The following is an 18,238-nucleotide window of genomic DNA, read 5'->3' as shown; positions in this document are numbered from 1 at the left end:
CAAATCCGAATATTATAATGTTAATATATCACCATCATCCGGATTCAATCAAGCTTATGTCGTTCTCCAAGCATTCTAACGGCAAAAACCTGATCGCAAAATCCTCTTAACCCGTTATAGATCCGCTGCATTCTAGAGTCATGGCGAACAAGTCCAAATACAGTCGGCCCACTACCGCTCATCAAAACAGCATCGGCACCAAATCTTTTTATTTGCTCTTTAATTTGTGCCACCTCAGGATGCAGCCTGAAGGTAACGTCCTCCAGCACATTCCCAACAAGGCCGCAAACCTGTTCATAACTCCCGGCTTCTATTGCCTGGATCATTTCCTTTGTTTTCGGATGATTCACTCCACTTAATTGAAGTCGCCGATACACATCTGCAGTAGACACGCCGATAAAGGGTTTAGCTAGTATAACCCAGCAAGTCGGTGCCGCAGGGAGTTCTTTAATAATTTCCCCTCTTCCAGTTGCTAAGGCTGTCCCTCCGTAAACACAAAATGAAACATCCGAGCCAATTTCCGCTCCAATTATAGCGAGTTCATCTAAACTTAATCCAAGACCCCATAGCTTATTCAGCCCTCTTAATACAGCAGCGGCATCACTGCTCCCTCCAGCAAGCCCTGCAGCGACCGGGATGGCTTTTTCAATTGTAATAGCGACTCCCTTTTTCACCTGAAACCGCTCTTTTAAAAGAAGTGCCGCCTGGTAAGCCAAATTTCTCTGATCATCCGGTACAAAACGATTATGGGAGATAATCTTGATTACCTCTTGCTCTAATAAAGTTAATTCAAGGCGATCAGCGAGATCAATAGTTGTCATAATCATCTCAACTTCATGATAGCCGTCCTCACGTTTATGTAAAACATCCAAGGATAAATTAATTTTAGCCGGTGCCTTTACTAAAATCTTCAACATCTTCACCTACTTTGACAAAACGTCTCCATTTTTTGTCCTATTTTACCACAAAACAACAAAAGTAAGACGTACTGATTAGACTTTCTTTATAAAAGTTATACTTTTTGTCAAAATTTCTAAAGAAATAGGGGCTGTCCTATTAGGTGACTGGCACCTGTGCTTTAGGTCAGCCCCACCGCAGTGAGTCCATTTCGTTATTAATCACTATCTGTTAAATATGCAGTTTACGTTATCTTCAAAAGGTTACCGATTATTATTTAGGCCTTGTTGTGCAATTTCAACTGCACGTTTAACCATATTTCCAGCATCCTTCGCTGTGATACCGCCCCAGCCTTCTTTTTGCACAACATCATAAAAGCCAAGTTCCTTCGCAAGCTCCTCTTTAAAGCCCTCTGTCATAATCCCTTTTCGCCTGCCTATGATTAACATCTCCTTTCACACTGCGGTACCTATAGTATGAGGCTTACTATGTTTAATCATAAGAGTTAAATATTTGGGATATTGGTGGATGTAAAAAAAAAACGGCAGCAAACATAAGTTCGCCGCCTACACACAAAAAAAATTTATATTAATTTAAAGCAACTCGTCCTGTTGTATCTTCGTAGAATGTAATTTGAACAGTTTCTGTAAGAACATCTGCGTAGCTGTAGGATACACGTTCAAACGCATTTTCATCCTGATCCAGCTCAATCACAAATACAGAAGGGTACGTTTCTGCTAAAACACCTGAACGCTCAATCGTCTTCCTTCTTCCACCGTTAGCCTTGAGTAATAATCTTTTCCCAAGGTTTGAATCAAGAGCTTTTTTGATATCCAATAATGTTTTTGCCATTCGTTCCACCTCACTATGTTAAGTATATCACACTGACACAGTGGAGTCAAATAAAAATATAAATTATAACAGTCTTTAAAAAAGATTGTCAATATATTTTCGTCCACAATTTCTTCTATTTTTCAACATTTTTAGCTTATCCTTATTCATCTTAGAATATGTACGCTACATTTAAAGAAATATGACTATTTGGTCAAAAAAATAAACCGCCCCGAGTAAGAACGGTTTATATTTAGGATTCATTGTTGTGTTCAATATTAAATGGCATGCCCGTTCTCAGAACTCCCTTTGTTTCGATTCCGCCCAATCCCTTTTCCCCAGTTAATGTATTGCGCAACACATCCCATACATTTATTCGCTCCATAAAAGGAGTAAAACTAATTTTTGCCACAATATACACCGGATCTAGTGCATGAATATTCACTCTATAAGGGGAACTGGCAAAATTAGCTCCTGCGTGGATGATGGATTCAAAATGTGATTGGCATGCACCTGCAAAAATGACTAGCTGATCTAAATGAGGGACCTTCTTTCTTGCTTCTCTAACCGTTTGTGCAAATTGTTTAGAATGGCGATAGGCGTTAATATCTGTTTTCTTCCCTTTTGCCTTTGAATAGGCATCATGTCCGGTGATCACAAGAATATCTGGTCTATAGTAGTCTATTAGCTGCCCAATCTTCAGCGGCATTTCCTTTTCATTGCAATGAATGCCAGTCACTGGGACACCTATTTTTTCATATAAATTTAGGCATTTTTCTAAATAAGCTGGATCCCCATCTAGGTGGAGGACTCTTCCAGGCATTTGAAAATAGCTCAATGATTTGCTGTAGCCGTCCGTGGCTTCATACTCTTGTTTTTGCTTAATCAGTTCGATATCCTGACGGAACAACTGCAGAGACTGTTCTTCCATGGAATGATACTCCTGTGCAATCTTTGCCCTTGTCGAAGGACTAATCGTAATTAAATCCTCAATAGGCGCGTCTGCAATTAGCCGAATGTCTTCCCCGTATAGGATGGCAAACTTTTTCCCATTCTGTTCCCGAAAATCGATGACCCGAAACAGAATATCACATTGGTATGAAACCCTCCCGACAATATCCATGATGTTTATGCTCAACTAAAGTCACTCCAATTAGCCCCATCAAGCCTCACATGGCATCGAAAAGCTGCCATTTACAGGAGGGCCTTCTAAAGAATATAGTCTGGTTCTCTCATAAATTATGCATACGTCTAAAAACATGTGCTTTTTTTATCTATAAATAAAGTTTTAACCATTCATTTAAGCTCTTCATTCCATAAAAAAAAGCCCACACATGGTGAGCTTAAGTAAATATTGAAGCCAATTTATCACTCAACCGGGCAAACTCCTCAATGGATAAGGTTTCCCCTCTTCGGGTAGGCTCGATTTCTGCTTGCTCTAAAGCAGCAAGAATATCTTCCTTCTTTTGTTTCCCATCTGGCAAATAACTTGTTAAGTTATTTAATAATGTTTTCCGCCTTTGCGCAAAGCTGGCCCTAATAATTTGAAAAAAGAATTCCTCATTCTGAACGGAAACAGCCGGTTCCTTCCGTTTCGTTAAACGAATAACTGCTGAATCCACATTCGGCTGAGGGATAAATACGGTTTTCGGAACAATCATCACCGTCTCAGCCTCTGTATAGTATTGAATAGCGATGGAAAGAGAACCGTAATCTTTTGTCCCCGGCTTAGCAGAAATTCGATCTGCCACCTCTTTTTGAAGCATACAAACAATTCCCCTGATTGGCAGCTTGTCCTCAAGCAGTTTCATGATAATCGGGGTTGTCACGTAATAGGGAAGATTGGCAACGACCATAATATCGTGAATTCCTTCTAATTCTGTTTCAATCATCCCTTTTACATCCGCTTTCAATACATCCTCATGAATGATCTTTGTATTCGGATAAGGGGAAAGGGTGTCTTGTAATATTGGCAATAGCCGCTGATCAATTTCAAAAGCCACTACCTTTTTGCTTCTTTTCGCAAGCTGCTCTGTTAAAGCGCCGATCCCAGGGCCAATTTCAATCGCTGCTGATTCTTCCGTTAACTCGGCGTGATCGACAATTCTTCTTAGAATATTCGTATCAATTAAAAAGTTTTGTCCTAAGCTCTTTTTAAAAGAGAATCCGTATTTTTCAAGTATGGCACGGGTTCTTACTGGGGTTGCTATATCTTTATGCATGTTCATCCTCCTGGCGGATCACTTGGATAGCAGCCGCAAACTCTTCTTTGCTAATTTGAAACATCATTAAACTTTTATGTAGCTGCTTTCCATTTGTAAACCCAATTTTTAAAAGCCTTCCTAGCTTCTCTCTTCTTTCTCTTGCCCCAGAGCCGCCGATTAGACCCGCAGCAAGTAAGTCCTCTTGAGTGATGATCTCCTCTACCTCTTCATGCATGAGGTGCGCCTCGCGAAGAGCCTGCCGTATCATCTCAGGTGAAGCGTGTTCGACACCAACACCTTTGCCGTATTTATGTATCGCATCCTTTTTATCGATAAAAGCATGCTTGCACCCAGGGACATGTTCTTTGATTGTATTGCGGATTTTTTTCCCTGGATAATCTGGATCAGTAAAAACAATAACCCCTCTTGTCTTTTGAGCAAGCTTTATTTTTTCTAATGTTTCTTGATTGATGGCAGAACCATTTGTTTCAATTGTATCCGCATCCAGTGCGTTTTTAATCGCAGTCGTATCATCCTTTCCTTCGACCACGATGATTTCCTTTATTTTCATAAATCCTCCTATTGACCAGCTCTGGCATTTCATTAGAGACATTTAAAATAAAAATAAAATATTTGATAAAAATTTGAAACATTTCTGTAATGTTATTCGTCTGTATATATGATGGATTAAATAATGATTTTAATTATATATGAAAAGTACAAGAAAGAAAAAAAGAAAAAATGCAGAGGATTTTAGGGGTCCCCTGCACTTTAATAAAATTAATTAAGGATTCTAATTTTTACTTTTTTGCGTCCCCAGCGATAGGCTTCTGCCTTTGTAGCAAAAAACACATCGATTTTGTTTCCTTTAATAGCAGAGCCGGTATCCGCAGCGATTGCATACCCGTAGCCCTCTACATAAACTTTCGTACCTAAAGGGATGACTCTAGGATCTACTGCAATCACCTTCACATCTGGATTAGCACGCAGATTAATGCCTGTCGCGGTTTTTCCTGAACAACCGTTACAATATGCCGTATATGCGGTTGAGGACACATGGATTTCCTTCCCGCCTGTTTCGCCACGGGATGCAACCATATTAACAGCCAACGGCTTCGTTCCGACAGCAACCATTTTATCCTGCTTTTCCTTAACGGTTTTCTCGCTTAATAATTTCCGTGAAACTTCTTTGCCATTTTCTAGAACAACTTCGTATTCCTTCGTTAAAAGGCCTTCTTTGCCTTGATTGATGACTTTCTGGGAACCTTTAGCCAGGCTGCTGTCCTTCTTCGTTACAACAGCAAATTTAATTGGTTCTTCCACAACATCGGTGACTTTTTCTACTCTAATGATTTGGATAGTGTCATCTTTTTTGACAACCGTATCCGCTTTGGGTTCAATACGATCTAGTTCGTTTAGCGTAATCCCCTGCTGTGATAAAAAGTCAGCGACCGTAGTCGAAGTGGACCAAACCTGTTGCTCTTTCCCGCCATCCGACAATGTTAAAGCAAAAGCTTTATTGACAACTATTTCAAGTTTATTTTTAATTGGCTCTTCGAGATTTGGCTGAACCTTATCATGATCAGTTATCGTAATCTCCTGTTCTTTCAAAAGCTCTTCTACTGTTTTGGACACTGTCCAAATCGTTTTCTTCTCGTTGTCTTTCACAATGTGAACCTGTTTTGCCGGCTCCCAAACAATCTCTAGATTGTTTTTCACCTTTGTGTCAAGGGATAACGACACATAGTCCTCTTTGCGTAAAGAAATGTCTAAATCATTAAAAAGTTCTTGAATCGTTCCCGCATGTGTTTTAATGAACTTTTCCTGACCGTCTAATGTCATTGCCACCGTTTTCTTTGTTGATTCGAATATAAAGAAGCCTAAAGCAGCTGCAAAAACTATGAAACTAGTAGTAATAATGACAATTCTCTTCTTACTCAAAGACTCGGAAAACAGGTTTTTCATGTTTTGAAATACGATGAAAAACGCCTCCTTTTCTCTCGGAGTGATTATATAGACTATCTTACAGTTTTGTCAACTCTCTTTCACTTTCCTTATTTTAGCACCACCCTCTCCTAAACGTATTTCCTATTATGCAAAATCTTTTAGAGAAAGGAAAGAGAGACTTATCGACATGGTTATCCTATGTTAGGACAAGGAAATGTAGAACTTTTTAGAACTAGGAAAAAAAAGGACAAGTACCCTAGAATATCGACAAAATTCCTTATCAAATTATGCCGAATATTTTTTTAGCATTCTCTGTTGTTATTCTAGCTACTTCTTCTACTGAGACATTTTTAATTTCTGCAATTTGTTCTGCCACTAGTTTTACATAGCTAGGCTCGTTCCGCTTGCCGCGATAAGGGTGAGGCGCTAAATACGGGCAGTCTGTCTCGATTAATAGCTTCTCCATTGGGATGACTTCTGCAACTTCCTTCGGTTTTTTTGCATTTTTAAAGGTAACGGGTCCGCCAAGTGAAATATAGAAATTCATTTCCACACATTCCTTGGCTGTTTCTGAGCTGCCGCTGAAGCAATGCATAATCCCGCCCACTTCACTTGCTCCCTCTTCCTTCAAAATAGCTACAATATCAGCTGTGGCATCCCGATTATGAATGATAATCGGCAGCTTTACCTTTTTCGCCAGCTGAATTTGTTTTCTAAATACTTCCTTCTGAATTTCCTTTGAAGACTTGTCCCAATAATAATCGAGCCCCATTTCACCAAGTGCTACTACCTTCGGATGGCTAGAGAGCTCCTCAATCCATTGGAGATCCTCATCGGTCATATCAATGGCGTCAACTGGGTGCCAGCCCACACTTGCGTATATAAAGTCATATTGTTCAGTCAGTTCCATCGCCTTTTCAATGGTTGGACGATCAAAGCCAACAACGACAATGCGGGAAACTCCTTCCTCCACTGCTCTGTCAATAACCTCTCTTAGATCATCATTATATTGTTCGGCATTCAAATGTGCGTGGGTGTCGAAAAACATCAAATATTCTCCTTTTTACATATATTATATTTTGGTAACAACTATATCGTTTCGGTTACAATTAATACAAATGGCAGATAATTTTCCAAATATAGTAGTGCTGCTTTTTACTCATTATAGAAAAATAATAAATCTAATCCTTTTACCATTCACATCAATGATATTATCGTTAAATATGTGAATAAATATTATTTTATAAAAGAAAAACATAGAAATGTTTTACGTATAATGTTACACGTGAAACATTTCTATGTTAGTTCTTAGAATAGGTGAGATAGTTAGAAACTGTCTAACTCCAGCGTATTTCTAATATTATTTTACTCTAGCTCCTAATGGAAGCGACTCAGCAATGGTTGCTAGTGAAAGTTCTCCATCCTTGCTGCCGGCAAGGATCATTCCTTCAGAAAGCTCTCCACGCAGTTTAACAGGCTTGAGGTTTGTGACACAAATAAGTTTTCGGCCAATGAGGTCCTCTGGCTTGTAAAACTGAGCAATTCCAGAGACAACCTGCCTCTTCTCATAGCCAAGATCTAGCTGAAGCTTCAGCAGCTTATCAGCCTTTTTCACTGGTTCTGCATGAATAACCTGCGCTACCCGCAGGTCAACCTTCATGAAATCATCAATCGTAATTTCTTCACTGTCAGGCTTTTCCTCTTGTTTCACTTCTTCTGCTTTTGGTGCTGAGCCTTGCATTTTTGTTTTGATAAACTCTACTTCTTCATTTAAATCAAGACGAGGGAAAATAGGGTCGCCTTTGGCAATCTTTGTCCCTTCTGGAATTAACCCAAAGCTTTCTAGACTCTCCCATGTAGTTAAGTTGTCTTTATTTACATTTAGCTGGGAAAAAATTTCCTTCGGCGCTCTTGTTAAGAACGGCTGGATGAGAACGGCAATTCTTCTTAAAGATTCTGCTAAATGGGCCATTACACTTTCTAGCTCAGAAGTCTTTGCCTCGACCTTTGCCAGAGCCCATGGCTGTGTTTCATCGATATATTTATTCGATTTGCTCACTAATTGCCAAATGGTCGATAAAGCTACGGAAAACTCCATTTTTTCCATCGCCTCTTCATATTTCTGAACTGTTTCCTTATTTGCTTGAAGCAACGACTGGTCATACTCACTATTTGAACCATTATATTTTGGAATAACTCCGCCAAAATATTTATCTACCATTGCCAGCGTACGATTTAACAGGTTTCCTAAATCATTGGCAAGGTCAAAATTAATTCTTTCTACAAAGCCTTCCGGAGTGAATACACCATCGGAACCAAATGGAACTTCACGCAATAAATAATAACGTAATGAATCAAGACCGTAACGATCAATTAAGGTAACAGGATCCACTACATTTCCTTTTGACTTAGACATTTTGCCATCCTTCATTAGTAACCATCCGTGTGCAAACACTTGCTTAGGAAGCGGCAAATCTAAAGCCATCAGCATGATTGGCCAATAAATCGTATGGAAACGGACAATCTCTTTCCCTACTAAATGCACGTCTGCTGGCCAGAAGTTTTCGTATTTCGATGGATCCTTTGTTCCGTAGCCTAAAGCTGTTATATAGTTCGATAGAGCATCGATCCACACATAAATGACATGCTTAGGATTGCCGGGAACTTCAATTCCCCAATTAAAAGTTGTTCTAGAAACGGCAAGATCCTCTAAGCCTGGCTTAATAAAATTATTAATCATCTCATTTTTTCGAGATTCAGGCTGAATAAACGAAGGATTCTCTTCATAGTATTGCAGGAGTCTGTCTGCATATTTACTTACTTTAAAGAAATATGATTCTTCCTTCACCTTGTTAACAGCTCTTCCGCAGTCCGGACAATTTCCATCTGCTAGCTGGCGCTCTGTGAAGTACGATTCGCATGGTGTACAATACCATCCCTCATATTCCCCAAGATAAATATCACCTTGCTCTAATAATTGAGCAAAGATTTTTTGAACAACATCTTTATGACGCTCTTGAGTTGTCCGGATAAAATCATCATAGGAAATATCAAGCTTTTTCCAAAGCACTTGAATTCCTTCGACAATTTCATCTACATAGCTTTGAGGTGTAACACCTTTTTCCTCTGCTTTTTCCTGGATCTTTTGACCATGCTCATCCGTACCAGTCAAATACATGACATTAAATCCGCGCAAACGCTTGTAGCGAGCCATCGCGTCGCCAGCTACCGTTGTATAGGCGTGGCCAATATGTAAATTTCCGCTTGGATAATAAATAGGTGTAGTAAGATAAAACGTTTTTTTACCTCCCACAAAATCCCCTCCTTTTTAGCTAAAAAATCCCGACCTTACAATGGACGAGATCGAACTGAAATGCTTGCCAAATATAGGCTTCTTATAATAATTAGAACTTCCGTGAGCAAACGGATTCATTAAGTCAGCATAACCTCTTATACCATCAAAATATACCTAATATTTAGTATTTGTGCAACAAATATAGAATGACTGAAGCCCTAAAAATGTAAGTAGTTGCTTATTTGATTTGTCTGAACTGAATCACTAATCAAATACATATTTTTTATTTGTTTGCGATTCAACTCCATTTGTTTGCGAAACCACTAGTTTGTTTGCGAAACTACTCGGTTTGTTTGAGAAACCACTCAGTTTGTTTGCGAAACTACCCACTTTGTTTGTGGAACTACCCAGTTTGTTTTCGAAACTACTCAGTTTATTTGCGAAACTACCCAGTTTGTTTGCGAAACCACTCAGTTTGTTTGCGAAACTACCCAGTTTATTTGCGAAACCACTTAATTTGTTTTTTATCCCTATAAAAATATATCTCCTCTCGTATATTATTATATTGAATTTTGCAGGTCCTGTTGCTATTTGTCGAATTATTTTATTGGCAATAATATTAAAAATATGTCCATGTAAATTAGAATTTTTACTAAACTATCCGTAAAAACTGCTGTAATATCAACAAACCTTGATGTAATAACCTTTACGGGATAAGGTAAAAACTTCTAGGTAAATTAAAAAATAAATTAATTGACGGATTTGGGAAACGCTGGTATTATTGAGTTAATAAAGTTTTTGTCGAATATTGGCGAAAGAACATTAAATAGAAAAATATTTTTTAAGATTTGGGAGGAGATTTTAATATGAAATCTACAGGTATTGTTCGTAAAGTTGATGAACTTGGTCGCGTGGTTATTCCTATCGAGTTAAGACGTACATTGGATATTGCTGAAAAGGATGCTCTAGAAATCTACGTAGATGATGATCGTATTATCCTTAAAAAGTACAAGCCAAATATGACTTGCCTAGTAACTGGGGAAGTTTCTGACGATAACATCCAATTAGCTAATGGAAAATTAATTGTTAGCCGCGAAGGTGCAGAACAATTATTAAGTGAAATTCAAAACAGATTTGAACTTGTAAAATAATATAAAGAAAGCTTCTCTGCGCAGAGAAGCTTCTTTTTTTACTCTTCTTTATCATTTGATTTTACATGAAAGGCATGGTAAACCTCTTTCTTATTCATGCCTCTATCTGCTGCCGTTTGTTTAATGGCATCTTTACTATTCATTCCACGATCATTTATATAATGCTCCACATGAGCTTCAACGGATAAATCCTGCCACCAGACCTCATCCTCTTCTGACTCGGTCTCTGATGAACCTTCAAGAATTAGAACAAATTCTCCTCTAATTTCTTCATTTGTTGCCCAATTTAAAACCTCTTTTACAGAACCACGAATAAACTCCTCAAACTTTTTTGTCAATTCGCGGCAAAGGACAATTTCTCTATTCCCCATTTGTTCTTCAATAAGTGTAAGTGTCTCTTTCAAACGATGTGGGGCTTCATAAAGAATCGTAGTGGCGGAAATTTTCGAAAGCTCCTCAAGCTCTTTTCTTTTGGTTTTCTTTTTCCGATCTAAAAATCCATAGAAATAGAAGGGCTGAGGATTAATTCCTGATGCAATGAGTGCAGTTAGGGCTGCATTTGCGCCAGGAAGCGGAACAACCGTCAATTTCTCGGCAACCGCAGCAGTAACCAGCTCATAGCCGGGATCAGATATCGTTGGCATCCCTGCATCACTCACAAGAGCAATCTTCGCTCCATCTGCTATTTTCTCTAATAATTTCTGCCCGCTAACCTCCTTATTATGTTCATGATAGCTAATAATAGGAGTCTCAATCTCAAAATAATTACATAGCTTCTTCGTATTCCTTGTATCCTCAGCAGCAATAAAATCTGCTTCCTTCATAATACGAATCGCCCGAAAGCTCATATCCTCTAAATTCCCAATAGGGGTCGGAACTAAATACAAAATTCCCTTACTGTCTTCCTTATCAAAGCTTTTTTGCTGCCACATAAGTACCACCCGTTTCATTAATGAGGTATTTCTCTTTTTTCTCCCTACGCCACTGCTTAAATTCATATTCTGCCTTTAAGGCATCACTTTTATTATCGTACGCTTTTGAGAAGACTAGCTTAACTGGGCCTCTTCCTCTTGTATATTTCGCTCCCTTTCCCTCATTGTGAAGCTTTATCCGCTTTTCTAAATTATTCGTATAGCCTGCATACAACGTATGGTCCCTGCACTGGAGCACATAAAAAAGGTGATTATTCTCCATATAAAATCTCCCTTATTTCAGGGGTGTATTCATTATTTTCCTGATAGACAAATAAAGGGGGCAAGATTTTTAAATCTGGACTGCCGTATTTAGTTGCTTCTATTAATAAGGTATTTGCTTCCTTTCCTTGCTTCGGATAAACAAATTGGACCTTTTTCGGTTCCAATTTGTATTTTCTCATCAGTGTCACAATGTCTAAGAACCTTCCTGGCCGATGAACAAACGCGACCTTTCCGCCCTGCTTGACTAAGTCGCTTGAAGCCTTGATCGCGTCCTCCAGCGTACAGAGAATTTCATGGCGGGCAATGGCTAAATGCTCGTTCACATTGATCTCTTCTGATGAGGGAGTCGGAAAATAAGGCGGGTTACAAGTAACAACATCGAATTTGCCAAATCCAAGCTCCTTTGTGATCTCCTTAATATCCCCATGAATCATTTGAAGCCGGGCTTCCAATTGATTATATTCGATGCTTCTCTTTGCCATATCAAAAAGTCGTTCCTGTATTTCAACCCCAATAATGGAGCCTTTTGTTCTCATGCTTAAAAACAACGGGATCACACCGTTCCCACTGCAAAGATCAATTAAAAGGCCCTTTTGAATCGGCACATGAACAAACCTGGCAAGTAAAACGGCATCAAGTGAAAAGGAGAACACTGTGGGGCTCTGAATGATTCGCAAATTCTCTGCAAGTAAATAATCTAAACGCTCGTCCCCTTTTAAAATATCCATTCTTTTTTCCTCCATGTAATTAGAAATGCGTAGACGCTCCTTCTAAAAGCTCTTACTCGTGCGATGAAGATGCTCCTAAAGCGTTTCATGGTAGTTAGATATGTTAAAAATAGCCTTCCCCTTAAGAGGAAGGCCATAAAATTATTTCTTATTAAGAAAAGATAAGCAAAAAAGGCAATCTCCCTCTTTTCGCGGGCTTCCAAAATGGAGGTTACATATATGAAAACCCTCTTGATAAAGACGGGCAAGATTATCATAGCCTTCTCCAATATCAGCTGTTTTGTAATCAGTGGAATCCATTGGCGAATTGGCTGACGGCCCTTTTTTTACCTTCGTCTTTTCTTTATCTGTCGTTAATTCCAAACGGCGCCTTAAATGCTCGTTCTCCAGCTTTAAAGAGTTATTCTCTTCTAGTATTTCTGCCAAATGCTGCTTTAACTCGCCTAGCTGTTGATATAAGTGTCCAATTTGGGCTTCCATATTACTTACTGAATCAAAGATTTCTTTTTTATCCACGTATTCCACCTCATTAATCTGTGGATTGAACTGATACAGCACCCTGTTTGACTAATTCTTCTAAAGTATACTCAAGCACGCGTTCAGCAGCAGTTACATCCACTTGCAGCACCCGTTCTAAAATATTTAATCCTACTACTTTGCCAGGACCTTCCGGTGTCTGGATCCACTCACCAAGGTCAGGAAGCTGGGCTTTTGCTTCTTCATATTCATCATTTTCATATTTCAAACAGCACATCAGACGCCCGCATAAACCTGATATTTTCGTTGGGTTTAAGGAGAGATTCTGATCCTTTGCCATCTTAATGGACACTGGATCAAAGTCGCCTAGAAAAGTAGAACAGCATAGCATTCTTCCACAAGGGCCAATGCCGCCCAACATTTTTGCTTCATCCCTAACTCCTATTTGCCGTAATTCTATCCTTGTGCGGAAAATTGCTGCAAGATCCTTTACAAGCTCCCGGAAGTCTACCCTTCCATCAGCAGTGAAGTAAAAAATAACTTTATTTCGGTCAAATGTATATTCAACATCAACTAGTTTCATATCTAAATGATGAGTACTAACTTTTTCACTGCAAACCTCATAAGCTTCTTTTGCGGCCTGTTTATTTTCTTCGACAATCATTTTATCCTTTTGATCCGCGATTCGCAGCACCTTTTTTAAAGGCAGAACCACATCATGCTCATCAACCTTTTTCGGCGGAACGACAACCTTGCCATATTCCACACCACGGACTGTTTCAACAATGACAAAGTCATCCCTCTCTATCTCTAGCCCGCCGGGATCAAAATAATATATCTTGCCCGCTTTTTTAAAGCGGACTCCTACTACATCATACAAATGAAGACCCCTCCTGCAATTTCAACACAAGCTGTTCCATTAACAGCTGCGGATTCATATTTGCATGCAATTTCCTTTTTGCTTCCAAAATAGCCGTCATCTGTTCCGATACCTGTCTGCTAGAGGATTGCAACGCAAACTGTTCTAAACGTGCTTTCTCATTTAGATAGACAATCTGACCTTCCTTACCGAGCTGTATATATAGTAAATCCTTAGAGATTAAAAGTAATAAATCAAGACCTAGATCTAACTGCTCTTTCTCTTTAAAATGCTTAAACCAATCATCCTGGAGAGCCACCATCGCCTCCAAAGGACTTTTCTTAAGCACTTCATATAATTTTAACACTATTTTTTGTGCTTGTACAAACCAATCATTCTGACTATACGCAATTGCCTCATCTATATTATTGGTAAGTTGGGCAATTAATGGAGCCATCTGTGGAGATACTCCATTCATTGTTAGCTTTTCAGCCATTTTTTCAGGTGATAGCGTCTGAAATGAAATAGTTTGGCAGCGAGAAAGAATAGTAGGAAGTATTCGCTGTGCCTGCTCTGTCATTAAAATAGCCATTGTATGAGGGTGTGGTTCTTCAAGAAACTTCAGTAAACTGTTAGCAGCATTTGAAGTCATTCGATCAGCATGAACAATCATATATAATTTCTTCTTAGATTCAACACCTGTTTTCGAAAATTCCTCTTGAAGAGATTGGATTTGAGCTTTCTTAATGGACAGACCATCTGGTTCAACAATATGAACATCAGGGTGATTCCCATTGTTTATTCTTTTGCAATTTACACAAGCCTCACAAGGCATATAGCCTTGAATGGGTGAGTGGCAAAATACACTTTTTGCTAAAAGACTACCGGCTTCCCGTTTGCCAGTTCCTTTCATCCCTTCAAACAAATAAGCGTGGGCAAGCCTATCCTTTAAGATGCTATTTTTAAACATTTTCAAAACAACAGGCTGCATTCCTTCTAGGTCTTCCCACGTTTTGACCACAATAACCACCACTTCAATTCTTTATAATAAAATTCTATTAAAACTGCTGGAATTTTTCAATTGGCAGTACAAAGACGGTTGCTCCGCCGACCTCGACCTCAACTGGATATGGAACATATGAATCAGCATTTCCTCCCATTGGAGAGATAGGGGCCACTAGCTGGTCTCTTGATTTGCAATTTTCTTTAATAATTTGCAGTGCCCTGTCAACACGAATATCCTCTGTTCCGATCATAAAGGTTGTATTCCCTGATTTTAGAAAGCCGCCAGTACTTGCAAGCTTAGTTGCTCTGAAATTATTATCTACCAATGCATTCATTAATTTATTGCTGTCTTGATCTTGAATAACCGCTAATATAAGTTTCATTCTCTCATCCCCCTTCATTTGTTCCACTTTTCTAAAATTGCCTTCCTATATCCATTATAGCAATTTTTTAAAGAACTAACATGCTTTATCCATATTGACTAGAAGGATAAGGAACTTTTGGGTACAAAAAAGAGGGTTATATACATGAAAAAAGTCACCCTCCTTTTATTTATTCTTCCCGATTGATTATCTCTTTTATCTTTTTTTCAGCTGCCTCATACACTTCTTCTATTGATTGAGACGCATCTATTTTATACATACGTTCAGAATGATCATTCATTAGCTTATAATAACCCTCGCGTACCATGTGATGGAATTCTAAGTCCTCAAGATCAAGACGATTTACTTCCCGATCCTTATGCCGATTGATTCTTTCAAGGCCTGTCTCTGGTTCTATATCAAAATAGAACGTTAATTGCGGCATCATTCCTTCGATGGCAAATTGATTAATAGAAAAGACTTCATCTATTCCTAATCCTCTTGCATACCCTTGATAAGCTAGGGAGCTATCAATAAATCGATCGCATAAAACAATATAACCTTTCTCAAGAGCTGGAAGGACTTTTTCAACAAGATGCTGCCTTCTTGCCGCTGCGTACAATAAGGCCTCAGTACGGGGATCCATTTTCGTATTGTTCTTGTCCAGAATGACATTTCGAATTTGCTCAGCAATATCAATACCACCTGGTTCTCTCGTTTGCATAACCTGATAGCCTTCTGCCTCTAATCTTGAGCCAAGCATGTTAATGATTGTGGTTTTCCCTGCCCCCTCAGGTCCCTCCATCGTTATAAAAATACCTTTTTTCAAATCGCTAACCTCCAAGATGATTCAATAATATTATAATCAATTTCTCCTCGGTACAGATTATTATCGAGCTTGCCCGATAATTTCCTCTAAAAAATCTGAGGCATCCGCCGGAGGCTTAAGTTAATTTATTCGTGAAATATGTCTATTCTTCCAGATTTCAAGCTGTCTCCGCCTTGAAATCTGGCACCTGTTTTCAGCAATAATTTAATAAAATCTATATCTTCTTTTCGTATTATTTCCCCAGGAAATAATAGTGGGATACCAGGTGGATAGGGAATAAGTAATTGCGCACAAATTTTACCGACCGCCTCTTCCAAGTGGATGGATTCACTTTTGAGGCTACTCATCTGCTTCACACTCAAGCTCGGCTTCGAAATTTTCGGTTTGCCAAAGCTGTTTACTATCTTGCACCTCTGTGTATTTGGAATAGATTGAAGAGCTGCTTCAAAACGCGAAATTATTTCTTCAATAGGAAAATCCATATCTTTTTTTAATAAAGGAAAAACTAGCAGTATATTATAGGGATCAGCCATTTCAGCATAAATTCCTACACCTTCGAGTAAGCTTTGCAAGTCATATCCACTTAACGATGTGGTGGATTGAATCGTTATTTTGAGTGGATCTCCTTTGCCATTTTGATATTCTAGTACTCTGATGCCCCTTAATTGCTGCAGCCTCCTTCTAAATTCAGTTATCTTTTGTAAAAAAACATTCATATCCTCATTTGAATAAGTAGCCAAATAGTGCCTCGCCATATCCAATGATGCCATAATGGGATATGAGGGACTGCTTGATTGCAGGAGTTGAAGACAATCGCTGACTTTTCTTTCTGTTAGAATGTCACTATTAAAATGAAGATAGGCACCCATCGTCATAGCAGGAAGTGTTTTATGAGCTGACTGAACTACAATATCAGCTTTTAATTGGACAGCTGACCGTGGAAATTTATCATTTCCTGCAAAATGAGCACCATGTGCCTCGTCAATTAAAACGGGGATCCCCTTTGAATGAGAATACTGAATGATCTCCTCTATATCATGAATCATCCCATAATAGTTCGGATAGGTAAGAATAATGGCCTTCGCATCCGGGTACTCTTGCACAGCCTTTTCCACTGTGTGAAGAGATACTTCTCCTGCCACACCCCATTCTTCATCGAAATCTGGCCCTAGAAAAACAGGATGGGCCTTCACAAGCTGAACTCCATTTAAGACCGATTTGTGGCAATTTCTTTGAACAAGCACTGTCTCATTTTCTGCGACCGCAGCCATGATCATCGCCAGATTTCCAACAGTTGAGCCATTTACTAAGAAAAAGCTCTTTTTCGCGCTGTAAAAATGACCAAGCAGCTTTTCAGCTTCCAAGATAATCCCTTCAGGTGAATGAAGGTCATCCAAACCATTTAGTTCTGTTGCATCAAGCTTTAATAATTCCTGAAAATAACCCTTTCCTTCATCAGGAAGAAGGTCTCCATATTTATGTCCAGGAACATGAAAGGAAACAGGGTTACGTTTGATATGTGCTTTTAAAGCATCTAATATAGGCATTTTATTTTGATTCATTTATAATCACCAAATATCTAGTTCATCATCCCATCTATTTTACCAAATAGAAGTGAATCTCGATACTTTCTTATGCAAATGCCAATGGGAAAGAAGAATTGAATAAGACATACAACCAAATTCATTTTTTAACATACATTAGTAATCAAGTAATCTCTTTAAGTGAATTTTCAAAGAACTGTATACAAATCAATGAATTAGGAAAGAATTGGTGTATGGAGGTGGAGTCATTGAGTTCGCTAATAGCAAAGAAGCATATAGGGGAAAAGTGTGTCATTTGCGAGCAAACAAAAATAAGAGGGATTCATCTATACACTTCTTTTATCTGTACAGATTGCGAAAGTGATTTAATTTCTACAGATACAAGTAATCCAAAATATAAATATTATTTAAAACAACTAAAAAAAATCACCAATCCAGAAATACTTTCATAATGCAGGCTCCATTTGGGGCTTTTTATTTTGCTTTTTACCCCCGTGATTTACTGGCATTAGGATAGGAATACGGTAAAATTCAGCCATCACTTTTTATTTGCACAATGCGTCCTTTTGAACATCTCATGGCAATCGTTTTAGACGGGGGCTTTGCAAAACGCGTCCCATGAACCTCTTATGGCGGGCGTTTTTATGGGTTTTTAGTAAAATTCGCCCCACGATGCTCATATAAGTCCCCATTCTAAATTTATATACAAAAAAAGAACATCTCTACGATGTTCTTTACTTTTGCCTAGCGACGTCCTACTCTCACAAGGGGACAGCCCCTAACTACCATCGGCGCTGAAAAGCTTAACTTCCGTGTTCGGGATGGGAACGGGTGTGACCTTTTCGCTATCGCCACTAAGCCTATTTCATTGAGGTTTGTTCCCTCAAAACTAGATAATGCTGAAGAAGTTATT

At 38.8% G+C, this 18,238-nt stretch carries 20 protein-coding genes and 1 rRNA gene; 2 read left to right on the top strand and 19 right to left on the bottom strand.

All coding sequences use genetic code 11. The annotated features are described in order from the left end of the window. Nucleotides 1-44: 44 nt before the first annotated feature. The 9 genes from ispE to metG all read right to left on the bottom strand — a co-directional run bounded on the left by ispE (nucleotide 45) and on the right by metG (nucleotide 9,192). A complete protein-coding gene (gene ispE / locus RRV45_RS00265; protein WP_315668893.1) occupies nucleotides 45-914 on the bottom strand; it encodes a 4-(cytidine 5'-diphospho)-2-C-methyl-D-erythritol kinase in 870 nt (289 codons plus the stop codon). Nucleotides 915-1,160: 246 nt separating this feature from the next. Continuing rightward, the gene (locus tag RRV45_RS00260) at nucleotides 1,161-1,337 is read right to left on the bottom strand and encodes a small, acid-soluble spore protein, alpha/beta type (protein WP_315668892.1); all 177 of its coding nucleotides are present in this window, start codon (nucleotides 1,335-1,337) and stop codon (nucleotides 1,161-1,163) included. 148 nt (nucleotides 1,338-1,485) lie between these two features. Beyond that, on the bottom strand, nucleotides 1,486-1,749 hold the full coding sequence (veg, locus tag RRV45_RS00255) for a biofilm formation stimulator Veg (protein WP_057776771.1): 264 nt from the start codon (nucleotides 1,747-1,749) through the stop codon (nucleotides 1,486-1,488). 232 nt (nucleotides 1,750-1,981) lie between these two features. Further along, entirely contained in the window at nucleotides 1,982-2,866 is an 885-nt protein-coding gene (gene yabG, locus RRV45_RS00250) for a sporulation peptidase YabG (RefSeq protein WP_315666809.1), read from the bottom strand. Between the two features lie 205 nt (nucleotides 2,867-3,071). After that, nucleotides 3,072-3,950: a 16S rRNA (adenine(1518)-N(6)/adenine(1519)-N(6))-dimethyltransferase RsmA gene (rsmA, locus tag RRV45_RS00245; protein ID WP_315666808.1), complete on the bottom strand. Its 879-nt coding sequence runs from the start codon at nucleotides 3,948-3,950 to the stop codon at nucleotides 3,072-3,074. Continuing rightward, nucleotides 3,943-4,503: a ribonuclease M5 gene (rnmV, locus tag RRV45_RS00240; RefSeq protein ID WP_315666807.1), complete on the bottom strand. Its 561-nt coding sequence runs from the start codon at nucleotides 4,501-4,503 to the stop codon at nucleotides 3,943-3,945. The genes rsmA and rnmV overlap by 8 nt, the downstream gene beginning before the upstream one ends. Nucleotides 4,504-4,712: 209 nt before the next feature. Then, nucleotides 4,713-5,897, bottom strand: a complete 1,185-nt coding sequence (locus RRV45_RS00235; protein WP_315666806.1) for a ubiquitin-like domain-containing protein — start codon at nucleotides 5,895-5,897, stop codon at nucleotides 4,713-4,715. 262 nt (nucleotides 5,898-6,159) lie between these two features. Then, on the bottom strand, nucleotides 6,160-6,927 hold the full coding sequence (locus RRV45_RS00230) for a TatD family hydrolase (RefSeq protein WP_315666805.1): 768 nt from the start codon (nucleotides 6,925-6,927) through the stop codon (nucleotides 6,160-6,162). A gap of 312 nt (nucleotides 6,928-7,239) precedes the next feature. Further along, complete coding sequence (gene metG, locus RRV45_RS00225) at nucleotides 7,240-9,192, bottom strand: methionine--tRNA ligase (protein ID WP_315666804.1); 1,953 nt, start codon at nucleotides 9,190-9,192, stop codon at nucleotides 7,240-7,242. Nucleotides 9,193-10,040: 848 nt separating this feature from the next. Between metG and RRV45_RS00220 the strand changes: the two genes are divergently transcribed. Beyond that, the gene (locus tag RRV45_RS00220) at nucleotides 10,041-10,325 is read left to right on the top strand and encodes an AbrB/MazE/SpoVT family DNA-binding domain-containing protein (RefSeq protein WP_066301993.1); all 285 of its coding nucleotides are present in this window, start codon (nucleotides 10,041-10,043) and stop codon (nucleotides 10,323-10,325) included. Nucleotides 10,326-10,363: 38 nt separating this feature from the next. Here the strand turns inward: RRV45_RS00220 and rsmI are convergent, their stop codons facing one another. The 9 genes from rsmI to RRV45_RS00175 all read right to left on the bottom strand — a co-directional run bounded on the left by rsmI (nucleotide 10,364) and on the right by RRV45_RS00175 (nucleotide 17,343). Then, nucleotides 10,364-11,257, bottom strand: coding sequence for a 16S rRNA (cytidine(1402)-2'-O)-methyltransferase (gene rsmI, locus RRV45_RS00215; RefSeq protein WP_315666803.1), 894 nt, complete (start codon nucleotides 11,255-11,257; stop codon nucleotides 10,364-10,366). Continuing rightward, nucleotides 11,235-11,519 (bottom strand): GIY-YIG nuclease family protein, encoded by a 285-nt coding sequence (locus RRV45_RS00210; protein ID WP_315666802.1) that lies wholly within the window; start codon nucleotides 11,517-11,519, stop codon nucleotides 11,235-11,237. The genes rsmI and RRV45_RS00210 overlap by 23 nt, the downstream gene beginning before the upstream one ends. Next, nucleotides 11,509-12,249 (bottom strand): tRNA1(Val) (adenine(37)-N6)-methyltransferase, encoded by a 741-nt coding sequence (locus RRV45_RS00205; protein ID WP_315666801.1) that lies wholly within the window; start codon nucleotides 12,247-12,249, stop codon nucleotides 11,509-11,511. The genes RRV45_RS00210 and RRV45_RS00205 overlap by 11 nt, the downstream gene beginning before the upstream one ends. A gap of 141 nt (nucleotides 12,250-12,390) precedes the next feature. Further along, nucleotides 12,391-12,765 carry a DNA replication initiation control protein YabA gene (yabA, locus tag RRV45_RS00200; RefSeq protein WP_315666800.1) on the bottom strand — a complete coding sequence of 125 codons (375 nt, stop codon included), beginning with the start codon at nucleotides 12,763-12,765 and terminating at the stop codon, nucleotides 12,391-12,393. Between the two features lie 13 nt (nucleotides 12,766-12,778). Beyond that, nucleotides 12,779-13,606: a PSP1 domain-containing protein gene (locus tag RRV45_RS00195; protein ID WP_066302014.1), complete on the bottom strand. Its 828-nt coding sequence runs from the start codon at nucleotides 13,604-13,606 to the stop codon at nucleotides 12,779-12,781. Continuing rightward, a complete protein-coding gene (gene holB / locus RRV45_RS00190) occupies nucleotides 13,599-14,606 on the bottom strand; it encodes a DNA polymerase III subunit delta' (RefSeq protein ID WP_315666799.1) in 1,008 nt (335 codons plus the stop codon). The genes RRV45_RS00195 and holB overlap by 8 nt, the downstream gene beginning before the upstream one ends. A 37-nt stretch (nucleotides 14,607-14,643) precedes the next feature. Continuing rightward, nucleotides 14,644-14,973 (bottom strand): cyclic-di-AMP receptor, encoded by a 330-nt coding sequence (locus tag RRV45_RS00185; protein WP_315666798.1) that lies wholly within the window; start codon nucleotides 14,971-14,973, stop codon nucleotides 14,644-14,646. 169 nt (nucleotides 14,974-15,142) lie between these two features. Then, on the bottom strand, nucleotides 15,143-15,781 hold the full coding sequence (gene tmk, locus RRV45_RS00180) for a dTMP kinase (RefSeq protein WP_315666797.1): 639 nt from the start codon (nucleotides 15,779-15,781) through the stop codon (nucleotides 15,143-15,145). 125 nt (nucleotides 15,782-15,906) lie between these two features. Continuing rightward, nucleotides 15,907-17,343, bottom strand: coding sequence for an aminotransferase class I/II-fold pyridoxal phosphate-dependent enzyme (locus RRV45_RS00175; RefSeq protein ID WP_315666796.1), 1,437 nt, complete (start codon nucleotides 17,341-17,343; stop codon nucleotides 15,907-15,909). Nucleotides 17,344-17,573: 230 nt separating this feature from the next. Between RRV45_RS00175 and RRV45_RS00170 the strand changes: the two genes are divergently transcribed. After that, complete coding sequence (locus RRV45_RS00170) at nucleotides 17,574-17,777, top strand: sigma factor G inhibitor Gin (protein WP_315666795.1); 204 nt, start codon at nucleotides 17,574-17,576, stop codon at nucleotides 17,775-17,777. A 290-nt stretch (nucleotides 17,778-18,067) separates the two neighbouring features. Here the strand turns inward: RRV45_RS00170 and rrf are convergent. Then, nucleotides 18,068-18,184: ribosomal RNA gene (rrf, locus tag RRV45_RS00165) — 5S ribosomal RNA — on the bottom strand. Between the last annotated feature and the right edge of the window lie 54 nt (nucleotides 18,185-18,238).

Source organism: Bacillus sp. DTU_2020_1000418_1_SI_GHA_SEK_038 (assembly GCF_032341175.1).
Taxonomy (GTDB): domain Bacteria; phylum Bacillota; class Bacilli; order Bacillales; family Cytobacillaceae; genus Cytobacillus.
Note: the sequence above shows the minus strand (reverse complement) of the source record. Positions and strands in the feature narration are given on the sequence as shown.

What these genes read in the sequence shown, in the direction of transcription:
- RRV45_RS00230 (WP_315666805.1), bottom strand. Translation starts at nt 6,927, where the DNA reads ATGTTTTTCGACACCCACGCACATTTGAATGCCGAACAATATAATGAT.
- rsmI (WP_315666803.1), bottom strand. Translation starts at nt 11,257, where the DNA reads ATGTGGCAGCAAAAAAGCTTTGATAAGGAAGACAGTAAGGGAATTTTG.
- rsmA (WP_315666808.1), bottom strand. Translation starts at nt 3,950, where the DNA reads ATGCATAAAGATATAGCAACCCCAGTAAGAACCCGTGCCATACTTGAA.
- RRV45_RS00220 (WP_066301993.1), top strand. Translation starts at nt 10,041, where the DNA reads ATGAAATCTACAGGTATTGTTCGTAAAGTTGATGAACTTGGTCGCGTG.
- RRV45_RS00175 (WP_315666796.1), bottom strand. Translation starts at nt 17,343, where the DNA reads ATGAATCAAAATAAAATGCCTATATTAGATGCTTTAAAAGCACATATC.
- veg (WP_057776771.1), bottom strand. Translation starts at nt 1,749, where the DNA reads ATGGCAAAAACATTATTGGATATCAAAAAAGCTCTTGATTCAAACCTT.
- rnmV (WP_315666807.1), bottom strand. Translation starts at nt 4,503, where the DNA reads ATGAAAATAAAGGAAATCATCGTGGTCGAAGGAAAGGATGATACGACT.
- RRV45_RS00210 (WP_315666802.1), bottom strand. Translation starts at nt 11,519, where the DNA reads ATGGAGAATAATCACCTTTTTTATGTGCTCCAGTGCAGGGACCATACG.
- RRV45_RS00205 (WP_315666801.1), bottom strand. Translation starts at nt 12,249, where the DNA reads ATGGATATTTTAAAAGGGGACGAGCGTTTAGATTATTTACTTGCAGAG.
- RRV45_RS00185 (WP_315666798.1), bottom strand. Translation starts at nt 14,973, where the DNA reads ATGAAACTTATATTAGCGGTTATTCAAGATCAAGACAGCAATAAATTA.
- RRV45_RS00235 (WP_315666806.1), bottom strand. Translation starts at nt 5,897, where the DNA reads ATGAAAAACCTGTTTTCCGAGTCTTTGAGTAAGAAGAGAATTGTCATT.